17 protein-coding genes, 2 tRNA genes and 1 pseudogene are annotated in these 21930 nt (G+C 35.8%); 7 read left to right on the forward strand and 13 right to left on the reverse strand.

What is annotated here, in order from left to right; all coding sequences use genetic code 11:
- The first annotated feature begins 595 nt into the window (after nt 1-595).
- Together PING_RS13265 and PING_RS13270 are read left to right on the forward strand one after the other, a co-directional pair.
- Complete coding sequence (locus tag PING_RS13265) at nt 596-922, forward strand: hypothetical protein (protein ID WP_041766494.1); 327 nt, start codon at nt 596-598, stop codon at nt 920-922.
- Nucleotides 923-970: 48 nt separating this feature from the next.
- Complete coding sequence (locus PING_RS13270; protein ID WP_011770850.1) at nt 971-2173, forward strand: hypothetical protein; 1203 nt, start codon at nt 971-973, stop codon at nt 2171-2173.
- A gap of 375 nt (nt 2174-2548) precedes the next feature.
- Here the strand turns inward: PING_RS13270 and PING_RS13275 are convergent, their stop codons facing one another.
- From PING_RS13275 to PING_RS13310, 8 genes are all read right to left on the reverse strand, one after another.
- Nucleotides 2549-3745 (reverse strand): TerD family protein, encoded by a 1197-nt coding sequence (locus PING_RS13275; protein ID WP_011770851.1) that lies wholly within the window; start codon nt 3743-3745, stop codon nt 2549-2551.
- Nucleotides 3746-4364: 619 nt separating this feature from the next.
- Nucleotides 4365-5525 carry a DUF4236 domain-containing protein gene (locus tag PING_RS13280; RefSeq protein WP_011770852.1) on the reverse strand — a complete coding sequence of 387 codons (1161 nt, stop codon included), beginning with the start codon at nt 5523-5525 and terminating at the stop codon, nt 4365-4367.
- A gap of 41 nt (nt 5526-5566) precedes the next feature.
- Nucleotides 5567-5812 (reverse strand): TerD family protein, encoded by a 246-nt coding sequence (locus PING_RS13285; RefSeq protein WP_011770853.1) that lies wholly within the window; start codon nt 5810-5812, stop codon nt 5567-5569.
- An 86-nt stretch (nt 5813-5898) separates the two neighbouring features.
- Nucleotides 5899-6474, reverse strand: coding sequence for a TerD family protein (locus PING_RS13290; RefSeq protein ID WP_011770854.1), 576 nt, complete (start codon nt 6472-6474; stop codon nt 5899-5901).
- A gap of 275 nt (nt 6475-6749) precedes the next feature.
- Nucleotides 6750-7190, reverse strand: coding sequence for a PH domain-containing protein (locus PING_RS13295; RefSeq protein WP_011770855.1), 441 nt, complete (start codon nt 7188-7190; stop codon nt 6750-6752).
- Nucleotides 7191-7611: 421 nt separating this feature from the next.
- Complete coding sequence (locus PING_RS13300) at nt 7612-7875, reverse strand: hypothetical protein (RefSeq protein WP_011770856.1); 264 nt, start codon at nt 7873-7875, stop codon at nt 7612-7614.
- A 604-nt stretch (nt 7876-8479) separates the two neighbouring features.
- Nucleotides 8480-8638: a hypothetical protein gene (locus PING_RS20655; protein ID WP_157035371.1), complete on the reverse strand. Its 159-nt coding sequence runs from the start codon at nt 8636-8638 to the stop codon at nt 8480-8482.
- A gap of 5 nt (nt 8639-8643) precedes the next feature.
- The gene (locus PING_RS13310) at nt 8644-9612 is read right to left on the reverse strand and encodes a viperin family antiviral radical SAM protein (protein ID WP_011770858.1); all 969 of its coding nucleotides are present in this window, start codon (nt 9610-9612) and stop codon (nt 8644-8646) included.
- A 384-nt stretch (nt 9613-9996) separates the two neighbouring features.
- Between PING_RS13310 and PING_RS13315 the strand changes: the two genes are divergently transcribed.
- The 4 genes and pseudogenes from PING_RS13315 to PING_RS21450 form a co-directional block, all read left to right on the forward strand.
- A complete protein-coding gene (locus PING_RS13315) occupies nt 9997-10767 on the forward strand; it encodes an endonuclease (RefSeq protein WP_011770859.1) in 771 nt (256 codons plus the stop codon).
- Between the two features lie 873 nt (nt 10768-11640).
- A complete protein-coding gene (locus PING_RS20660; protein ID WP_157035372.1) occupies nt 11641-11769 on the forward strand; it encodes a YHYH domain-containing protein in 129 nt (42 codons plus the stop codon).
- A gap of 312 nt (nt 11770-12081) precedes the next feature.
- Complete coding sequence (locus PING_RS13320) at nt 12082-12495, forward strand: DUF5334 family protein (protein WP_011770860.1); 414 nt, start codon at nt 12082-12084, stop codon at nt 12493-12495.
- A 60-nt stretch (nt 12496-12555) separates the two neighbouring features.
- Nucleotides 12556-13037 (forward strand): annotated as a pseudogene (locus PING_RS21450) (IS66 family transposase); the annotation flags it as partial.
- A gap of 122 nt (nt 13038-13159) precedes the next feature.
- Here the strand turns inward: PING_RS21450 and PING_RS13330 are convergent.
- The 5 genes from PING_RS13330 to PING_RS13350 form a co-directional block, all read right to left on the reverse strand.
- Nucleotides 13160-13762 carry a hypothetical protein gene (locus PING_RS13330; protein WP_011770861.1) on the reverse strand — a complete coding sequence of 201 codons (603 nt, stop codon included), beginning with the start codon at nt 13760-13762 and terminating at the stop codon, nt 13160-13162.
- Between the two features lie 11 nt (nt 13763-13773).
- Nucleotides 13774-17073 (reverse strand): hypothetical protein, encoded by a 3300-nt coding sequence (locus PING_RS13335; protein ID WP_011770862.1) that lies wholly within the window; start codon nt 17071-17073, stop codon nt 13774-13776.
- Nucleotides 17063-18475 (reverse strand): tyrosine-type recombinase/integrase, encoded by a 1413-nt coding sequence (locus PING_RS13340; protein ID WP_011770863.1) that lies wholly within the window; start codon nt 18473-18475, stop codon nt 17063-17065. Before PING_RS13340 ends, PING_RS13335 begins: the two co-directional genes overlap by 11 nt.
- A gap of 152 nt (nt 18476-18627) precedes the next feature.
- Nucleotides 18628-18704: transfer RNA gene (locus PING_RS13345), tRNA-Arg, on the reverse strand.
- Nucleotides 18705-19268: 564 nt separating this feature from the next.
- Nucleotides 19269-19345 (reverse strand) — tRNA-Pro (locus PING_RS13350).
- Nucleotides 19346-20210: 865 nt separating this feature from the next.
- Between PING_RS13350 and PING_RS13355 the strand changes: the two genes are divergently transcribed.
- A complete protein-coding gene (locus PING_RS13355) occupies nt 20211-21608 on the forward strand; it encodes an MBL fold metallo-hydrolase RNA specificity domain-containing protein (protein WP_011770864.1) in 1398 nt (465 codons plus the stop codon).
- The last annotated feature ends 322 nt before the right edge of the window (nt 21609-21930 follow it).

Here is a 21930-nt window from a genome sequence, read left to right on the forward strand (position 1 = left end):
GGGGTAGTATAAACAGATGAATAGAGCAAATACTCTAAATCGCTTCGTGCCCCCAAGCGAGTTAGAAACTTATAAAATTTGGATCAGTATCACTTACCCACTACAAAAAAGAAACTGGTTCATTTGGCTATTTGAGCTTGAAAAAAACACCAAGTGGAAAAAGCATTTTTATGCTCGAAAAACAGTCATTAAAACAAATTTTTAACCTGCTATTTTTAAGGTTATATAGCTTAATTGACTCTTGGTTTTAAGTGCTTTTTTCAAATCTGATAATGAAACCGTTATTTATGTAAGAAAAAGTCGCTACTTACCATAATAGGTATTTTGTGCGTCCACTTTTTTGTAACCAGTTAAAAAATAAAAAATTTATAACCCTACTGAAAGTCCCGTGTCTCCACCAGAAATATAAAATTAATCAAGGGCATATGAACAACCTAGCGTTTACTTTTGCATGATATTATTGTGACTTATTGATTGCGTGGTAAATAACAGATATTCTGTTGATCAAGATAGGTAGTGCCGGATTTTACGTCATTTGCCACCTAACAAGCAGTTAAGTACTAATTCTAGCTATTAACTTAAATATGGATATTCGATGAAAAAACTAATAATAATATTGATACTAGGTGTCAGTCAAACCGCTTTAGCAAAAGTGCCTGAAGACAAAATCAATGCATCATTTGATGCTACTTATTGTTCTGCATTATTGGAGTACATCGATAGTGGTAGATTATACGATCAAAAAAAGTCTCATAAATTAATAAAGGAAGCTGACCGTATCGATGCTAGTTTGCCAGAAGGGTATCGAACAGATGTTATAGCTGATAGAAATAAATACATAAATGGCTTAAACGAGAAGAAGTACTCAAAAGAAGTGGCAAAAGCGAGTTACGAACATTTTAAGTGTGACTTGAAAATTTAGTCAGCTATTAAGGCGTTGGTATGTACTTGTGATTTATAGGAATCAGATATGCCCATATATTTTAAAATGTTAACTACAACGCTTTTTTTTACTATTGCCCTACCAATCTATGCACAAGTATACACTTGTGAAGTAAATGGAAAAACAACATTTACAGATCAAATCTGTGAATATGAAGAGCAAGTAGTAATTAATTCGAATAAAGTTTCAAATCAAAAATCATCTGAACAACTTAAATATATATCTTTTAAGTATGGTGGCTCCGCATGCCCTGAGAAAAAATATTGGGAAGCATTCATCGATAAAAGTGAAACTTATGATATGAAAGACTTTAATAAAAATTGTTTTTATCTTAGAGAGGGGAATATTGTTTATAGTTTTTTAAACCGTATTTTTTATAAAAATAGAGAATTAGTACAAGTTAAATCTAGTGATGGGAAATTATTATGGTTAGAGCTTGCAGGTGTTGAAGAACCTGTGTCCAGTACTAATCAAAAACCTATGCCATGGTCAACACTATTAAGAACTCAGAATGGTAAAATAATCGACATTGGTGGTTATAGTAAACATAAAATTAAAAAGGATATAGAGTCTGTTAGTAAATCTATAACTACTGGATTTAAGCTTAAAATTAAAGCCGATGAGTATAAAGGTATTTGGCCTTTTCCTTTAGATAGTGGAGGAACCTTATTTTGTAAAAACATTGATAGTAGACGAAAAGCAGTATGGTTAAATGGAATACATTCAACTTATGCATTAAATGGTCAAGCAATGAACTGGATGAAAAAAAATAACTTCATAGGAATTGATGGAGGTTTAACTAAAATTGGAAGGGAGCATTCAAATAACTTTAAAGGATTATCAAAATTAATTAGTGATGGGTTGACGTTGTGCAATGAAAATCTAAATTTTAAATATGAATCGGTTGACCAATACGTGGCAAAAGCACTAAAGAGATGGGGGCCAAAGAATATCTCCACCAATAAAAAAATACTTAAATCCTTGGGAATTTACTCGGGCCCAATAAATTCGGTTATTGATCTAAATTATGCACAAAAGGTCACATCTGCTTATTACCGGTATCTGGAGAAATGCAAAAATGGTTCTGTTTCAGGAACAAATTGCTCCGCATACAAATACATGCTTAAAGCTGGTAGTACCAATTATCGCCCACCAGTGAGTGCAATATTTTATGAATTGTCATCAAGAAATTTGCAAGCTGAAGCTGGCAAACTGAAAGTTGGAGATTAAGGTTAAAAAAATGTAACTAATAAGGATAGGTCGTGTGAGCCAGCCTTATAAACACCTAACACACCGTTATGTATTTATTTTCCATAACTCCCGATGTCGAAGCCATATGCGTCAGTAGCGCACGTACAGATCTGCGCCGGAGTCATAATCAAAGGCTTTGGGCGACTTAACAAGCGAATCATACCACAAATCTTTCTAACCAAATAAAATAAAAAATAGACTAATATTTAGTCAATTAGATGGGTGTCCAGTTACTTAAAATTACAAAACGCCAGCCAAATTAATGGCTGAACATATGGTAGCTATGGCTGATTAATGGCGATGTACTTCAGGGTTAAATCTGCCAAAGAATTTCTTGAATTTTACCAATTGGCCTTACTTATAATCATTCACAGGCCCACAATCCATAAGTACATTTACAATACCGTTTCGGTCCATTTCTAAACTAGGACGATTTTCGGAACCGGGTTTGCTGTAGTATTCTAACGCTTTAATTAACACTCCATCTGGCGTATTGACAATGATGCCTGGAACGCAGGTATATATCTTATTATCTTTATTCGCATTTTCAGCTGGAATATTAATTTCTGTACCATTGTGATTATCAATCAACATTGACACTTTATATTTATGGAATGAGCCAGTACCATTAGATTGAGCTGAGTAAGCAACTGGTACGACAGCTTTAATTGTATCATTTAGGCGGATTTTTATTTCTTCTTTGCTGCTCTGATTTTTTTTCTGGAATAAACCTTTTTTAGCGCAGCCAACATCACCTAAATGATGCACTGCCCCTTTATTATAGTTTTGAAGCTTTGGAACGCCATTAGCGCCAAACATGGCAACATCAATTTGCTCGCCATTACTGAGATAAACCAAAGCATATACATCATAATCGGTACTGCTGTCCCAGGAAATAGATGCAGTGATCTCTGCTGTTTTTTCAATAAGTATGGCTTTTTTACCTTTAGATAAATCTATTTTTCCGCTGACTTTTTCCAAATTAACACTAGAATTAACCTTTTTAACTTGTTGGGTTTGTGGCTCTTCTTTGTTATCGACTTCAATACCATAATGTTCACACAAACCTGTTAACCCAGTAGCAAAGCCCTGCCAAATAGAGCGAACTTTGATCTGCTTATTACGACTGTATATTTCTGCAACGATAATGCCTTTTTCAGTGCTAAACGCTTGAGGTGTTAGTAAAGTAACCGTGCCGTTACAATGAATTTCAGCTGTTAAGTTTAAATCAGAAAAACCAATACCATTATCTTCAGTTAAGGTAATTGCTATTTTAGTAATATCCGTTAAAGCAGTATTAAGAGAAAAATCAATTTGATGTATGGTTATATCCCGCTCATTTATGGGAGGTTTGAATTGTGCGGTTTTGGCTATGTCACTCGGTTGATTAAAAAAAACCATACCATTATCATTTTTTACTTTTCCTGAATCATCAAGCAAAAATGCAGTTAAATTTATATCTATTGCTGCTGAAGTTGGGTGTTTAATAAAAATAGTGCCTATAGAACATGCTAAAGCGCAATTACCACCTTTTTGTAATTCAGTTGTCATTTTTTCACCTCTTTTATATAATATTTTTTATGTAGGTTGCTGATTTTTTATTAAAAAAGAGACAGTCGCAATCTGTCCAATACTTTCCATGTCCATTTTATTTGTAGAGCAACACATAAAATGGACATCTAAAATATATCACAATAAAAGAACAAAAATCATGACCGCTATATGTAAAAGTATCTTTTAAAGGCTCTGTTCCAAATGATTGTTGTCTATACTTGTAAATTATACCAAACGCATTAATTAAGTAATCAGAATTTGCAAAATCATTGCCTATTAAGTACTTATATTCAAATAATATCGTCCATTTTTTAGCTTAAAATAAAGTTGATCGGTAAAATAATCATAAATGACAAGGTTATTTACTGCCAAATTTCCAATTACCCCCCATCCAAAGGGTTCATCACAGTCTTTGTGCCCAAAAATAATCTATTTAATTGTCCTACATTAACAAAACCATTATTGACAGAGATTGCCGCAACAGCACAAAATTTTAAATCTGGGAAGTTGAAACTAAAAGGTGAACATGAGCTTTTCTAACGACTGCTTTTAACATCTTAATTTCAAAAGAGTTATATGTTTTTCTGTTCAATTCTTTGACCTTCAATCCATTTACTTAATTTAATTTTTTAAATAAACCAGTCACACTCATTTCCCTGCTTAGATTGTATTGTTCTAAAGCGTGAACTGGATTCACATTATCTAATGCATCAAAGTTAAGGCTTGAAAATGCTTCTCTCTGGATCTCAACGGCAAGGATATACTCATCTTCTACGTAACCAGTTGCATTATTTATACGCTGAGTGTAGCCACTCACTTTGACACTATTTAATGGGAGGCAATAGAACCCTATCCCCGCTATTCTCATTAGAATCCCATGAACTAATTGCGCATACTCTAAACGAATTTGTTTGCCAGATTTCTGTTTTTCAAGCAATCCATCGCCTTTTTTATTTAGCCTGAAATTAACCTCAGGAATATCTTCAAATTCAGGTAAATCGACGTCAATAATCATTAAAGATTGATCTAAAATAACTTCAAAAGAAATATTCGTTTCTCTAGGCCACTCTGTTAAAGCTAACGCCTCATTCAATTTATTTTCAAAAAAATTCCTATCCGTGGAAAATAATTCATTTATTTGGGATTGGTTTTGTAGTCGAGTATGGTCATGTTCTGTTTTATCGCTATGCCATAGCGCATATTCATTAGCCCAAGCAATGCGTTTTTTGATGTAATTTGCATTGTTTTTTATATTATTTTCTTCCCAATGCTTTAAATCTGCTTGTAACTGAATCTGATGTTGTTGTTTACTTTTTTCAGTATCAAAAAAACCTGCGAAAATACCATTAGATAAAATAGGCTTCTCATTTGGAATCGGTTTTGTCGGTTTCAGCGGCTGATGGATATTGAAAGGAACAGATAAGCTTTGTTGATACTGCAGCTTTAATGTTTGAAAGGAAATACCATTGTTGATATTAGGAGTAAGCAAATGAATATTAATAATACAATCCATTTCTGATTCTATTGTTTCCAAGTATTTAATTAATTCACTATTATCAACTTGCGCAGGGATATTTTTATCCGAAGAGTTATCAGACATTTTTTTTCTATAGCTTAAACCAGTACCAGGTAAACCAATATTAGCGTGGGTCCCACGTTTTCCAACCGTTACAGATGCCCCTCTTGGACCAATACTCATGCTGGAAACCCCTGATTTACCTATATTTATTCGCACACCAGGGCATACACTAATACTTCTCCTAAATCTAAATCCCATCGTTTATTCCTTTAAGATTTTATACAAATAAAAGTCTCTTATTAATCATCACCAGAGTGCTTGATACCTTGGGTTGTTAATTTTCTAAAATAGATAGTGTCTATGACTTCATTATTAGCATCAAAAATAATACAACTCGCATCCAGATCAATGGCTACTTTTTTATGCCGCCAAATAACCTTTTTTTCAATAGCGGCCCAGTTCACACCAACAAAAATTTGTTTCAGGTTCCAACCATTACTTTTTTCAAGGCTAATTTTTTGCTCTTTCTGTAACGAAATTGCCATATCGATACCATTAATCTAAATATGCAAAAAAAAGAGGGAACAGATGTTCCCCCGGATAAATATGGTTCGACTAACTTTATTTAAAATTAAACATTAACGTTAAATTGTTGCGCCATCGCTTTTAAGCCACCCGCAAAACCTTGACCAATTGCTTTAAACTTCCACGTACCATTATGGCGATACAATTCACCAAAAAGTAGTGCAGTTTCAATAGAATAGTCTTCGGATAAATCGTAACGGGCAACTTCTTCTTTGTTTGCATCATTTACAACGCGGATGAAAGCATTAGAAACTTGGCCAAAATTTTGCTTACGTGATTCAGCTTCGTGAATAGTCACACCAACAACAATTTTTTCAACATCAGCAGGGACTTTGCTTAAATCAACTTTAATCACTTCGTCATCGCCATCACCCTCGCCAGTTAAGTTATCCCCCGTATGCTCAACAGAACCACATTCAGAAAGTACGTTACCGTAAAAAATAAAACCTTTGTCTGAAAGTACTTTACCTTCTGTATTAACCATAAAGCCTGATGCATCTAAGTCAAAATCAATTCCGTCAGTACTTCTTGCATCCCAACCTAAACCAAGCAAACATTTAGTCATACCTGGCGCAACTTTATCCAGTGAAACATTTCCACCTTTTTGTAGAGAAACTGCCATTCTTATACCACCTTTTTAGTTATTGAAAATAAACATTGAGTTTAATATGAAACAGAGCTTAAAACTCCAAATATAAAAATCAATATGCACTAAGCCAATTACCCGGGATCATATCTGCCAGAATAAAGATATCATTATAGACTCCTACCTGTCCTTGTGTAGTGGCAAAGCGTATAACGCCGCGTTAAGAGGTGTGAAATAGCTGGCTAAACTGTGCGAGGAACGAGCGCGAGCCAACTGTTACACGTCCGTTTAAACGATTTGTTAGGCCAATACTACGATTGAGTTGCATCGATAGTAGACATTGCATTCTTCCTGAATTCTAACGGTGCATCTATATTTGAAATAGGGGTTTTACCGCCACCAGTACCATTTATAACGAGAGTACCGTAGCCAAACAAACGGCCAAATATACTTTGGTCAATATTAAAGCTTTCAACTTTACTATGATTTAGTTCTATTGTACTTCGGCTTATTAAGCCGGTTTTAGCTATTACTCTTTTTGAGGTGATAGCAAGTTCAGTAGTAGCTTTAGCAATAATAGCCCTAACAAATAAGATAATTGCAATTAAGAACAATATTCCTCCAGCACCGTCAGTAGAATAAATAATCCCTAACAGAAAGAGCACTGCACTTGGTACGAAAATAAACCAATGTATCTTAGCTTCATATATTACATCTTCATTACTCATTAAATTATTATTTACATAGCTCATTACTTATCCTTGGTAGTTAACTTGGCTAAAACAGCAAAGTTTAAATTTTGGCCTAACAGCGAATTAAACCAAAAAATTCCATATTTACGGTGGAAATCCGGAATATATCAATTTGATAAAATTGATATAACAATACATTTATTAACCATAAAATCAAACAATTAAAATGGTTAATAAAATAGTTATCAAGTGAATAGATGGAAAAAGTCCGTATTAACAGCAGAAAAACGGAATAACGCCTGTGCTGTATATAAAACAATGTAAAAATAACAGCGGAGAAATAAATGAAGTCTTCATTTTTAAATGCCCTAGCAGAATGACAACAATTACGATAATTCAAATAAGTGGCGAGATGAATAATCAGCCGTTTTATTTCCCTTACATATTATTAGGATTATTAAATCTTATCGCTTAGATATTATCAGTTGCCAGTTGTAAACAAATTCAACTCGATTTTTTCTTCTTTAAAACGACCAAAAATATCCATCATTTTTTCATGGGATTGAGTGAGAGGATTTTTATTTTCATCCTCCTGATTTGATTCAGCAAGCGCGATTGAATCACTAATTTCCATAGATATTTGACGCCCCGGAAATGCACCCAGTAGCCCAAGGACTCTGGCCGAATCTAATTCCCCTACTGCACTAGTTGTATCAATACTTTCACTTAGAGAAATGAATTGCACACAATTTGTCTAAAACCCATCGAGCAGCTCTATAAGGTCTTTTGAGCTTCTATCTAGCCGTTGCACGACAACTACATACTCTTTGCGTAATACATCCATCACACGAGCTAATTAATGTGTTATTTTTGATTTTTAACTAGCTTTCTCAATGAACATTCTTTCACAACTATGCGAATTTAAGGTATTAAGTTGCGTATCTTCACTTTGCTCTTCAGTGCTCTTCAGTGCTCACCCGCGCATATCCAATTTTATTGATAGTAAATTGCAAACAAAAATAATGTAAATAAAACGGTCGTTTGTTTACCTTAAATCCAATACAACATTACACACAAAACAAACTATTGGGCACTTCTTTACTAATATTCAATTCTAAAAATGCATGCTCCAATAAATTCAAAATGCCCTTTCTGGATTCAACTGCATTGTTAATTAACGCATCTTTAGATACTATTTCATCGATTTTATATGAGCCCTTCTTTTCAATATGAACACCTTCATTTGTTAAAATTCTAACATCATGAAATGACTCCTTGTTAACACCACAAATAAAATGCTCATTTATTCGCTGATACAATTTATTATTCTCAAATTCATAGTTATAATGTTATGCATATAACAAACATAACGACTCAAGTATTTTGCGAAACTTCAGCAAACTAATATCTGGATTAACATTCGTAAACAAAAGTGCATCTTTATAATCAGAAGCGATAGACTCTTTAAAAAGTGCAGCAAACTGCTCATCATCAGTGATCATATTCATACTAATTATCCTTCACTCACAACGGAGGACTGTTCTTTTTGCTTAAACTGATATTCATTGTTATCAATAAGGTCAACAGCGTCATTTATTGCATCTTTTTTATAACGACTCGTAAATGTTTCCCAATTAATGGCACAAACGCTTAATGCCAGGTCAACCCTGACATCTAAAATAAGTTCGCCATACTTGTAGCCTTCTTCTGTTTGACTATTTTGATAAAAACGGCCTTGAGGGTTGATCATTAAATAGGAATTAGTCATTGCATCGTTATCTTCGACAACCATAAAATCCTGTAATTTTGCATGGTGAAGAACAAACTCCGAAAACTCCTCATCAGTCACTAATAAATGGCTATTTAACACAGGTAGAACCTGAAAAACTTTCCATTTATCCAGATTTAATTCTGTCATTAATGTAGTAAATGATTCTTTATAATTTAATGTATTTACAACAGTATTCACTTTTACTGTAATAGATGAATTGACGGCCCGAAGCCTTGCAACTGTATTAATTAAGTCAGCTTCATCAAAAGAATTACCTTTGCGGTCTATTCGGCCTATGTTTTTCCTTGCATCGGAATACTGGCTATCAAAACTAATGCCGATCATCGAAAATAGAGAGCCATAATTATCAATAAAAGCATTTGTTAAATAATGACCATTAGTAATAATAGATAAATTAAAACCTAATTCTTTAGTTTTCACTATTAGCTGTGAAAAACGTTTTTTAAGAATTAAAGGTTCTCCCCCTGCAAAATTAATACGAACACTTTTATACGGAAACTCATCTTTAACTTTATTACCTTCATCATTAAAAAAATAACTGGCGAGTTTTTCAAGCATTAATTCCGCATTGTTCCCCTGCGTATGTATTTCATTAGGGCGACCCCATTTGGCATAACAAAATTTACATGAATAATTACAGATCTCTGTAACATGATAGTTAATTACCAATTCATCATAGGAATTACTCATGTGAACCTCCTAATACAAGTACAAGAAGGTTTTGAATTTATGTTTAGGAAGACTGACATATTAAATCCTTTATTTTAACAAGCCTGACGAGCCAATAGAAACACCCATTCCAACCCATATTGTTTGTATTTAAAATACTTTATTTGATATTTTTTTTACATTCAATGCATTATTTGGTTTTTGAATATTAATTTCTAAAATTGAGAGCTACGAAGAGCCACTAGACCTAAAATGGATGGTAACGCATTATTAACATTGGATTTTTTTTCATTATAGCCTTCATAGATAGTATCAATATGAAGAGGTTGAGTAAGATTGGCCACCACTTTGTAATCCATTACTCGCAAAACATGTGATTGTAATTAATAACAAGTAGGAAACATCATGGCTACAACAAGAATATCGTTCTTCTCACCTATCCGAATAACGACATTAATTTTATTACTAGCATTTAGCGCTATCAGTTACGCAGCTGGCAACACCACCAAGGACTCGTTTTCAAAAGCCAAAAAGATGTTAGAAAAATCGGTTTATTTTGACCACCGTGAAACTATCTACTGCGCAGCTTCTTTTGACTCCAAAAAACAGATAACAGCACCCAATGGTTTTCATACATCAAAATACGTGAAACGTGCTAAGAAATTGGAGTGGGAGCATGTCGTTCCGGCTGAAAACTTTGGACGTACATTTAAAGAGTGGCCAGAAGGTTCTCCACAATGTAGTAACAATAAAGGTAAGTCATTCAAAGACCGCAGATGTGCTGAGAAAGTTAATGTTGAGTACCGGCATATGCAAGCGGATATGTTCAACTTGTACCCGGCCATTGGCGCTGTTAAAGCACTCAGAAGTAATTACAATTTCACTATGCTACCTGAGGAGGCCAGTGATTTTGGCAGTTGTAAAATGAAAATAGACAATAGGAAAGCAGAGCCACCTGTAGAAGCTCGTGGCCGCATTGCTAGGACGTATCTTTATATGGATGAGACTTATTCCAGATATAGCATGAGCAAATCTCAGAAGCAGTTAATGAACGCTTGGGATAAAATGTATCCTGTAAATGAATGGGAGTGTAAAAGAGCTAAGAAAATAACGAGTTTGCAAGGTGGAGATAATAACGTTGTAAAATTAAGATGTACGGATAAAGGGTTATGGTAATTACCGCTCAGCGCCAAAGAACTCGAATAATTAAAAAGTGATTATTAATTCTTATTCGGTGTGTACAAATCTTGAGGAAAATATTTATTAGTTTACAAGGGGTAATGGTGGGTTCAATGGAAAAACAATACGAGAATATCGACTTCCAGGGCAAGATGTTTGGATCTATATTAGTTATTGAACGCCCAATACTCATCGCCATTTAGTACCAGATAATTTTAATTGTTGGTTATGTATATGCAAATGTGGTGATCATCTTTTAGTTGAAAATAAGCAATTTATTAATCACATAAACCAGCCGATTCGCAGTTGCGGTTGCCATAGAAAAGATCACAATTCTCTTATCGGCAATCAATATGGTTATCAAACAGTATTATGTAAAACGTTAAATCAGGGGGAAAACTGTTAATCGTATTAAGTGATATATTGCGTATTTATGTTTATGCCGTTGTGGTAATAAACATATCGCAATTGGGCAGACCTTGTCTAAGGGAAAGTTGAAACGTTGCGGTGGCCGCTTTAGGCACAAACCGACTTGACACTTTTGCACTATTTTCCTGTTGATGTTATCCCAATTACGCTCGCTTTCTCCCATTAGCGAGCCTGCGATTCATTTGCACCGCACAGCTTGGTTGTTGAGATTGTAGAATTACTCTCTTTTTATAAATTCCTGTATGTTTTTTACTTTTTAATCTATTGTTTTTAAAGCCTAGAACATTTCGTAAAAGAGTTCTTTTCTGAAAATGGATAAATTCTACAGCTTCGTTATGTTTCAGTAATAGGTGAATTATCGCCAACAGAATGTTGCGTTCATATATGAAGAGAGGATTGTTAAAGGATTATCCACGCCTCACTTTAATAAAAGGGAAAAAGATGAAAAAAGTAATTGCTGCAATAGCATTGAGCTTATTTGTATCTGGTGCTGCACTTGCCCACTCAGGCGGAACAGATGCTTATGGCTGCCATACAAATCATAAAACGGGTGGTTATCACTGCCACTAAAACAGAACCAGCCGATCCTGTACCTCCCTATGCGGTACAAGATCGGTTGGACTAATACGTTAGGCAGACAACATAGATTAGGAATTATGATTATGAAATTAACTACTCCTCACTTTTAAATATTATTGTTATTGCATCCTTATTTTTCACGGGGCACACCATTGCTGGTGATTACGATGATTACTCAACGTCTGGAATCAATGAAGGTGCCATTGGCTCGGGCTATGATGATTACTCTACATCAGGAGTAAATGAGGGGTCGATCGGATCAGGATCCGATGATTACTCAAATCCAGGGGTTAATGAAGGTTCGTGGTAATAGGAAAATTGCCTAACAAACGGCTGCACCGGAAAAATTTCCACTCTCACCTTTTTTGCATAAAAGCACGCAAAAAAGCCGCCATCAAAAATTTTATCGGTGAGACGGGCTTTATGTGTAAAAAAGGAGATCGCATCATGAAATTTAGAAAACTAATTCTTATTGCCTTATTTGCTATTCCTGCTGTTTCATTTGCTTGGGATGGTTACGACTATGAGTCTGGAAACTATGTAGAAATTGACAAGGGCAACTTGGTCAGAGAAGGTGAAGAAATTGAGTACTACGATTACGGCAGTGGCGAATATCGTTACGGTGAAGTTCAAGATGTTCAAAGTTCAGGAAGTGGCGCAGAAGTCGAGATATATGATTATGACTCTGGCGAATACCGCACATTCGAAATGGATTAAACATATAACAAGTGCAGGCAAGGAAGGCTCCTGACGTCGCGGCCCTACTGCAAGCTGTTTGCTATCAGCACGATTCAAAAACTTTATGCGATAGAAAAGCGCACCAAGTTATGACCCGCCAAGGAACGCCAGAGAATAAGGAAAATCGAGTCTGTCCCTATTTTAGATAAATTCAAAATATGGCTAGATAAAACCTCACAAACCCTACTACCCAAAAGCTACTTGGGTACCGCAGTATCGTACATGTTGAATTATTGGCAAGCGTTAACACGCTATGTTGAAAACGGTGAATTGAGCATTGATAATAATGTTACTGACCGGGATATCCGGCCCTTTACGACGGGGAGAAAAACTGGATGTTTGCACAATCAGTAAAAGGGGCCCAAGCCAGTGCGGTGCTTTACAGTATTGTGATGACCTGCCGAGCCAATGATATTAACCCTTATTTTTATTTCCAGAAGCTGTTCGAAGAATTACCTAATCGTGTAGAAGGTGCCGATTTAAGCGATTTATTACCGTGGCATGCTCAGTTCAAGCCTTGATTTAGCTGAGTACACTGCTTAACTGCGCGCTTACTTTGCTATGGACTTAAGCCAATAAAAAACATTAAGTCCATGAACTTTTTCATGTGCAAGACTTTAGTTCACCAAGGAGGCGCATTAGGCTATATCAGATGTGCCTTTGTGTTTTTAAGGTACCACTCGAAGAATTCAGGACAATCTTCTTTTGTAAATAATGTTTTTGGAATTATAGATGCTGTATCAATAACAACATCTTCTGTTATTTTGATTGAGTCCATACCAAGAGTATTTAATAGCTTCATAATAATTGAGAATGCACTACTATCATCTATCACAGGCTCTTTTTGTGTTCTAATGCGTATGTTTTTATCTTCCAGTAGGCTTACCTCAGATAGTTGCTTTGAAAGTTCTTGTTCTAGTGTTGCCACTTGCTTTTTTAATAGCCTTACTGATGAGCGTTCTATCATTAGCTCTTGCCTAACAGATGAATCTTTTACAACAGCTCCTTTATCGAGAAATCCATCAACCAGTCTCCTGTAATCCTTGTTTGTTCTTAACGTGGTTGACACGATATTTTCATTAAACTCTGATTTTATATGCTCAGATAGCCGCTCTGAAAATGGGGTTATTCTTTCACCTCGATGTTTTTTAATAGTCTTTAGGGCCTTTTTGATAATTTCAACCCTGTCGTCCACGAGTTGTGCTTTTGACATTTTAAGATAATCACCTCGTTTTTCTATTTTCATGATTTACCCTCCTACTCAAAAAGTTCTAGTCCGATTTTGTCTTCTGTTATTCTGGTATTTTCCATTAATTCCAAAACAGTTTTTCCTTCAAGTTCAGCTAGCATTTCTAGGTTTTTTAGTGTGTATTTTATGGGATTTAGTTCCAGTCCATGCTCAAGGTCGTCAATGGATATGTCCATCTTTGACATATTTGTCATGAGCCGTCTGGAAAGGCGAGAAGCCATTTGTATGAGTAGGTTGCTTTGTAGCATGGGAGAACCATCAACTTCTTTCAATCTAGCTAGCAGCCGAGCCTTAATGGAATTTGGTATAACCTCTTTAAATTGATGATTAGGATCTCCTGTAATATCCATATTTCTTAAAAAATCCGTCCTAACTTTCCATGCACTTGCCCGCTTCGCTTTCTGGAGGATTTCATGCTGTATAAAAACTAAATCACTGCTTAAAATACCATCTCGTTTGATTTTTATATAGAGCTCTTTTATTTCATCAACTATCATTCTGATTGTTGCAGCAATAGCTGGTCTGTGTTTTTTTACTACGATGGCCTTGTAGCATACGTGACAGTTCTTTTCTCCAATTTCCCTTACAATTGCTGAGGGACAGATGTTATTGTATGGGCATATATGAGTAGGGTTCAATGCTATCTCATTCACGGAAATATTCTCAATCTCCTCTATGCCAGACGTTTGCCCGCTTGGTGCAAAGTTGGATATACCGCCAAATTGTTTACTAAATGTTTTTTCAACGACTGATTTAGCAATTTCATCAAAGCTAATTGATGTGTCTTTTACTGAGATTACATTAACACCAAGATCAGCCCGTTGTTTGTCTGTTATTTCTCTTATTGCAAGTTCTTGCTCTGGAGTGTTCGTTGTGTAATAAGCTTGAGTTTCGTCAGATTGACCAGTGAACATTTTAGTAATTGCTTTGTCATCGGTTAGCACACTGAATATGCTTACCAGTTCGGTTCTTAGCGCATGAATAGTATGTGCTGACTTAATGGCTATAGGGGTAAAGCTAACAGCTTCTTCGCCGGGGGCGTTAATTATTTTATATGTCGCATGCCTTGGTGTGCGATTAAGCCTCTTGTAATAAAGAAAATCAATACCAGGTGTTTTCAGAGGTGCGTAAAAGTTTGTGCTCTCAAACTCCAGATCGGAATCAGTTAAACAGGCTTCAAACTGCTGTAAAGGCATACTAAGGTTGTAGACTATATCTGAGTTTGTTTCTGTTGTTTGTAACAATGGCTTTATTATGCCAAACTCACTATTGGGGTTGTTTTGATAGAATACCCCCTCAGTGAATGAAGTGTGGGTGTTAAAGTTTCGGATTTTTCTTACAAGCCTAAGCAAATTAAAGACTTCATATGGTACATTGCTCTCCATTCCACCACTATTTACTTTATCAGTATTTATATAAAGAGGCACGAGTCCTTCTGTGGTTTTTCCGTCGTAAATCGCGTCAAATGAATCTGTATCGAGCCACATTCCGTTAGATGCTCTTTGCCCTGCGTAACAAGCCAAGAGTACATTGAACTGTCTTTGATAATCCAAATGCTTGATGGGGAACTTACGATTGCCAAGCCAAGAGCTTCTTTGTGTAAAGGAGCCATAGTCTAACTTTTTAATTTTAAGTATGTTTCCATCAAATAGATCTATTTCCCGATCCACGTAAATACATTTTTCTTTCTCGTTATATTCTACCTCTGAAACCTTAATGCCCGTAAATTCTTCTACCTCTTTCCGTACAGCCACTGCTTGGCTTAATAGGTATGGTTCACTAGCATCTCTAAAAAAAAACTCTATTTTATTGCATGTATCAAGTAGCATAATTTTACAGACTTCTTTTGTGAAAAGTCTGTATCTAATCCAATAGTTCACATCGAACCTTTGTTTTACTGAACCTTTCAAGGCTGTTCCAATGTTAGAGTTTTTCTCGATGGGGTTTGCTTTTATATTGAAGCCTTTTAACGAACTGAAACTTGCAGTGATGTAGTCAAAATATCTGTGAATAGTACCGATGATATCTCTGTGTAAATTATTGTTTTCTGTTACATCGTTTTTTTTATAATTGCTGACTTTAGCAATAAAATCATGAATACTCATTGGGTAGATTTTTTCTAATTCCTTAGCATTAATGCTGCTGTCAACTACAGTAGAGAACTCTACAAACACATACTTATGAAATTCTTCTGGGGTGGATGGGAATTTAAAACATGTTTCGGGATGCTTATAAAAGAAGGCGGGGAGATAACCAAATAAATATGCATTAAAGTAAGCTAATTTACTCTTCAATGACTTTTTTGTATTTGCCTCAAATTTCTTTTGGTGTAAAAAATCATTTTGACTCAAAAGCCACTTATTGTTTTGATCTTCTGGAGTGAAATTATTTAGTGAAGTTACATCAATCTTAATGCCTGAAAAATCTACATTCGTTGGTTTAACAGTAAATATAAGTACCTTGGCTTGGTCATTAATTAAAAGGCCTGCGATATTCTTTGCGGATTGAAATTGCTCCATTCTGTAATTTAAATGGAGTTCATCCTTGACATGCTTCACACCTACACCAATACCCATATTTTCATATGATTCTTTGATATATTCATCCTGCAAATCTGTATTATAATACTCATCGAAGTACCCCAAAATCGGCTTAAGTGACAGGTTGCCTTGCGACGATTTAATTATTTCAATACGATGCGCATTTAAGTGCTTTACGTTAATATCTTTAATATCATCTATGCCAAATCGAATTAAATACGCAGCAAAATTAAGACATGTTTTATTAAACGTTTTATATTTTCGGTTGTCATGGATAGGGTCAACTAAATCAATTAGCTCTTTGCTTTTTTCATATCTAGCTTTTGTGGATATATTAATTATGTCCATAGCTATTTTAGGTAGGCAAAAACTAAAAAGGGTTGTATATATTTGATGGGGGTTGTTGGTGAATACATCGCCTAATCGAGCATGAATGGGAAGCTCTATAATCTTTTTCTTTGCTGCATTTGCGTATAAGCAAAAAATTACATTGCATAATTTAGTATATGCTCCCTTTGAATTTCTAGGTATATCAAATGGAAATATTTCTCGAACGTCATTTTCCTCCAATGCATTGGTGTTATATTTCCCGGACAATAATTGTAGCGTTGTATCGAAAAATTCTTTATCAAACTCCTGGATAGAAAAAAGCTCATAAGCGAAATAAGCAATTAAATCGTTCTTGCTGCATTTCCCTTTTTTATCTACAACTACTTTTAAATCCTCTCTAAAAGAATTGCTCAGAGCAATATAGGTACTAGCGTCCATAATTCAATTCTCCCTTTATTCGTTTAACTTGTTGATCAATGTTTCGGTGAACGAGTCCCTTTAAATTATTGTTATTGCATTCCAAAATCCCATTAGCGACTTCCATTGCGGCTCTAATTATAAAGCTACTTTTAACCGCATATTTTCTGGTTGTTTTTTCACTTGCATGACCCATCATTGTATTTACTGTGCCGATCGAAAGACCGAAAGAATTTCCAACTGGGATAAAATTAAGGCACCACACACCATAAAAGTGTCTGAGTGAGTGTAATGTGTATATTTTTTTTAGTTTGAGTTCTTTTTGGAGGGCTTTAAAGCTGCTTGCTACACTCTGCGAGGGCTTGAAGATAGGATCCCCATGGTTATTATTTGAATTGGATACGAATAAGACCTCATGCGTTACATTAATGCGTTCTAAGGATAAGTAATTACATAAATTATCAAAAAAAATACTTCGGAATGGTTCGATAAAATAGACTTCTGACGTATCTCGGCCTTTAAACTCAAGTTTGTTTCTTTGTTCCTGTGAAAACACCGAAAAATGGGACTTTCTGTGTGTTGGATCTATAATTCTAACCGTTTCATTTTCTATATCAACATCTTGCAACAATACTTGGGAACCTTCAGACCCCCTTATTCCCGTCCCAGCGAGTAATGACCAGAAGCATTTGTCTCTATAGGTCTTGGCGTTCTCAATAAGATCTAAAATGTGTTCAAAGGGGAAAGCTTTATGTACAAGAGATCCATCTGTATCAGAGTTGTTTCTCAACTTCTTTGAGAAGAAAATCTTGTCGTTAGTATACTTTGCTCCACCTTTGATGACGTTCGAAATTACGCTGTTTCTGCTAATGCCTTGGATTTCATTATCAGTAAGCTTTCTTCTTTTCAATACATTATTAAATAGAACGACTTCTTCTAGTGATAGGTCTAGATTAACTAAGCCTTGTTCCTTAAAGTTCAATAGTTCATTTTGAAGACTTGCAGAATGTGTTATGAAAGTAGTCACACTGGACAAATGGCGGGTTACACTGGCAGGTTTAATAGCTCTAGAATTTAGTTTGTTGGCTGCATATTTTGCTAAAACATAATCACTATCAACACCGTTAAGTAAGTAATCTGGATACTGAATTATTATCTCTTTTAGTGGCGTGGTTAATCTTATTTCTGTAAGTAGTCGATTTATATCTTCTAAATCATCAAACGCGGACAAATACTCAAAGAGCCTCTTTAGATCTTGGGCATAAGCGTTAATTGTTGATTGGCTACTTCCCTTATTGATTTCCATTTCTAAGAAGTCACTATATTCTTTTATTTTTCCTGCTGCGCTACTCAAAAGAGCATAGGAATACTTGCCAGTTCTTGATGAATAGCGGATTTTATTGAAGGAGATTTTATTGTACACTTTTTCTCAACCCTTAAATTTCGATATTTAAGTGTACTATAGTTTATAATAAAATGTTAATCAACAGATTTTAAAACAGGCAAAAAAAAAGCACCTCTCCAGAGATGGAGGGTGCTATATTTGATGTAAGTTATTGATTTTAAATATATATGTGGTGTCCCGTTCGGGATTTGAACCCAAAACCTACGCCTTAGAAGGGCGTTGCTCTATCCAATTGAGCTAACAGGACGCAAGAGTTTACATGACCATTTCGTTTGATTTTTCAAACCAGTCTGCAATATTTTATTGTGAGTTTTATCAAGTCTAATATAAGAACCTGCGACCCTCCGCTTCGTCACACTATAACTTTCGCTACCATCCCAGAGGACTTTGTGCGCTGGAATACCCCTTTACCATAGTAACCCATAAGGAAATCATAAGATTTTATACTTTAGGTAGATGCCGTCTACTCTCTACACCTTCCCAAAATACATTGGGCTTGGCTCGGGATTGCCAACCAAAATGGTAAGGTTTCCCCGAATTTGACATCTTACACTCAAAAGGTTTCCCAAATGAGGCCCAATTATGAAATGATTTCACACTTCGGCATTAGAAGGCGGATGCTCTATCCAACTGAGCTAACAGAACTAAATTTTCATAACTACAGGCTACATATTTATCATATACTACCTGTGCTTTGAAATTTAATACCAAATAAGAACCGGTTGCCTGCGGCTTATATGCCGTTGCTCTATCTCGCTGAGCTAAGGACTGATTCTTAAATATCAGCAGGTTTAAAACATGCTGTTAAATATGGTCGGTGATAAAGGATTCGAACCTTTGACCCCCTGGTCCCAAACCAGGTGCGCTACCAAGCTGCGCTAATCACCGAAATTTTTGCTTTTAGTGTCTATAAATTACGATTTAGACTTTCTGGTCCAACTCTCTATAAACCCAAGGAGGTGCGCTATCAATCTGCGCTAATCACCGAAATTTTACTGTTAATCATTAATGCCTTAACAACGACGCAGATATTACTGAGTTGTTTTTAAATCGTCAATTGTTATTTTAACTATTAAGTGTTGAGTGATGATAAATTAATCGCATTGCCTGATTTTAGAGCTGAAGTCCGGATTAAATTGTCCGATAAGCACTAATTAGTAACTAGATTAGGTCAATTGTCTTAAGAGCGAACGATTCAGAGTAGCGGATACGCAGAAAATACGCCGGTTTAATCTGCTCCATAAAGCGTTTAATGGGTTTATTTTGATAAACTAATTAAACCATTCCCTTGGCAGTTATTAATGTCACTGAATATATACCCATGTTACTTCACAAGATGCTTTGTCAGGCGCAAGCTCGGAGACCAGCGCAAGACGCAACATGACCTTTCGAGCGATTAACTGCGTTAATCCTCTAGCGGTAGATGTAAATGCAAGTATTTATATCTTAAATGGTTATTCCCTTTGCGATTGGTGCAACGCAGCACTGGTTTTCGAGCTCGCGCCCCGTAGGGAAAGGCATCTTGAAGTATCATGAGTATAGATAGTTGACTGTTTTAAAAACGCAATTTGAGTTTCTGTTGATACACTCTTTAGAATATTATTACAGTGCCGGTCTCGGCCTCCCCTGCTTTAGGTCGGTAAATTATAAATTCAGTTAAATATCAGTTTAATATCATCAATACCTGATGAATTTTAAGCGAATAAATACAGGCATGCTACAGTTAAAAGTGTATCAACAATGGAGGTGCTTTATGGCTTTTATCCAATCATTTGGGGCTGCTGAGACAGTTACCGGATCATGCCATCTTTTACAGCTTAAAAATGGATCTAACATTTTAATTGATTGCGGTTATTTTCAGGGGAGCAAAGAAGAGCAAACATTTGAACCTTTTGGTTTTGATCCTAAAAAAGTGGATATTTTACTGATTACCCATGCGCATTTAGATCATGTCGGACGCATTCCTAAACTTATCAAGGAGGGCTTTAACGGCAAAGTTATCGCCTCAAGAGCGAGCATGGATCTGGCCGAAGTTATCTTAATGGATAGCGCTAAAATTGCTGAGGAGGACTATAAAATAGCACTTAAAAAAGCCAAACGATCCGGTAATGAAAAACAGGTTAGACCGCCTATTTACAGCATTGATGATGCAAAAGCCGTCTTTGATTTAACTATCCAATATGCACAGTACAATAAAAGCATTCAACTTACGCCTGAGGTAAAAGTTACTTTTCGTAATGCAGGACATATCCTTGGCTCGGCAACCGTGCAAATCGAGTTTACTGAAGCAGGTCTCTCCAAATCAGTTGTATTTAGTGGGGACTTAGGCGGTCGGCGAGACTTAATTATGCCCGCCCCCTCTTTTGCTAAACAAGCCGATGCTCTTTATATTGAATCAACCTACGGAGATCGTGATCATCGCGGTTTAAAGGAAACGGTTGATGAATTTAAAGAAATCATTATCAAGACCTTAAATAATAAGGGTAATGTATTGATCCCCTCCTTTGCGATTGAACGCACGCAAGAAATTTTGCTGCTGCTAAAGCAAATGTATTACGACAAAGAGTTGCCCAAATGCCAAGTATTTTTAGATTCGCCAATGGCTATGCGTGCCACGCAAATTTATACCCGTTATCATTCTGAATTAAATGAGCCTGCCAAAAAATTGCTTGAGCGTGACGGCACTATTTTTGACTTTCCCTATCTGCAATATGCACTCAAAAACCAAGATTCAATGCTGATTAATAACATAGAAAGCGGCTGCATTATCATTGCCGGGAGTGGTATGTGCACCGGTGGGCGGATTTTGCAGCACTTTAAACATCGTCTATGGGATGCGCGTAACAGTGTCATCTTTGTTGGTTATCAAGTGCAGGATACCTTAGGACGAAAAATGATTGATGGAGCAGAAACAATCCAGCTTTATCACGAAAATATTAAAGTAAATGCGCAGATACATATGATTAACGGATTTTCTGCCCATGCTGATCAAAGCGATCTTTTAGCTTGGATAAGCGAATTTGAAAAACTCGATAAAGTATTTTTAATACATGGAGAACCTGACAAACAGGCGATTTTTAAACAAATCATTGAAGAGCAGTTACATAAACCCACACATATTGTTAAATATGCGGAACAAATTTATATTTAACAGTGCGGGCAAACTAATCTCTTTAATAAACGCGACTAAGCGACGCTAACTACCTCGAAGGTTCCTAGAAAGCAAAAAGCCCGTAACACCTTTAAATGTTACGGGCTTTTCTAAATGTGGTCGGTGATAAACGGAGCGAGTTGAGCGACAGCTCAGTGTACGAGCAAACTAATTATTTTGACCCAACTCTTTATAAGCGCGACTAAGCTGCGATAACCACCTCAGAGGTCCGTAGAAAGCAAAAAGCCCGTAGCACTTTTAAATGTTACGGGCTTTTCTAAATGTGGTCGGTGATAAACGGAGCCCATTGAGCGACAGCTCA

Source organism: Psychromonas ingrahamii 37, assembly GCF_000015285.1.
In the GTDB taxonomy this organism is placed as follows: domain Bacteria; phylum Pseudomonadota; class Gammaproteobacteria; order Enterobacterales; family Psychromonadaceae; genus Psychromonas; species Psychromonas ingrahamii.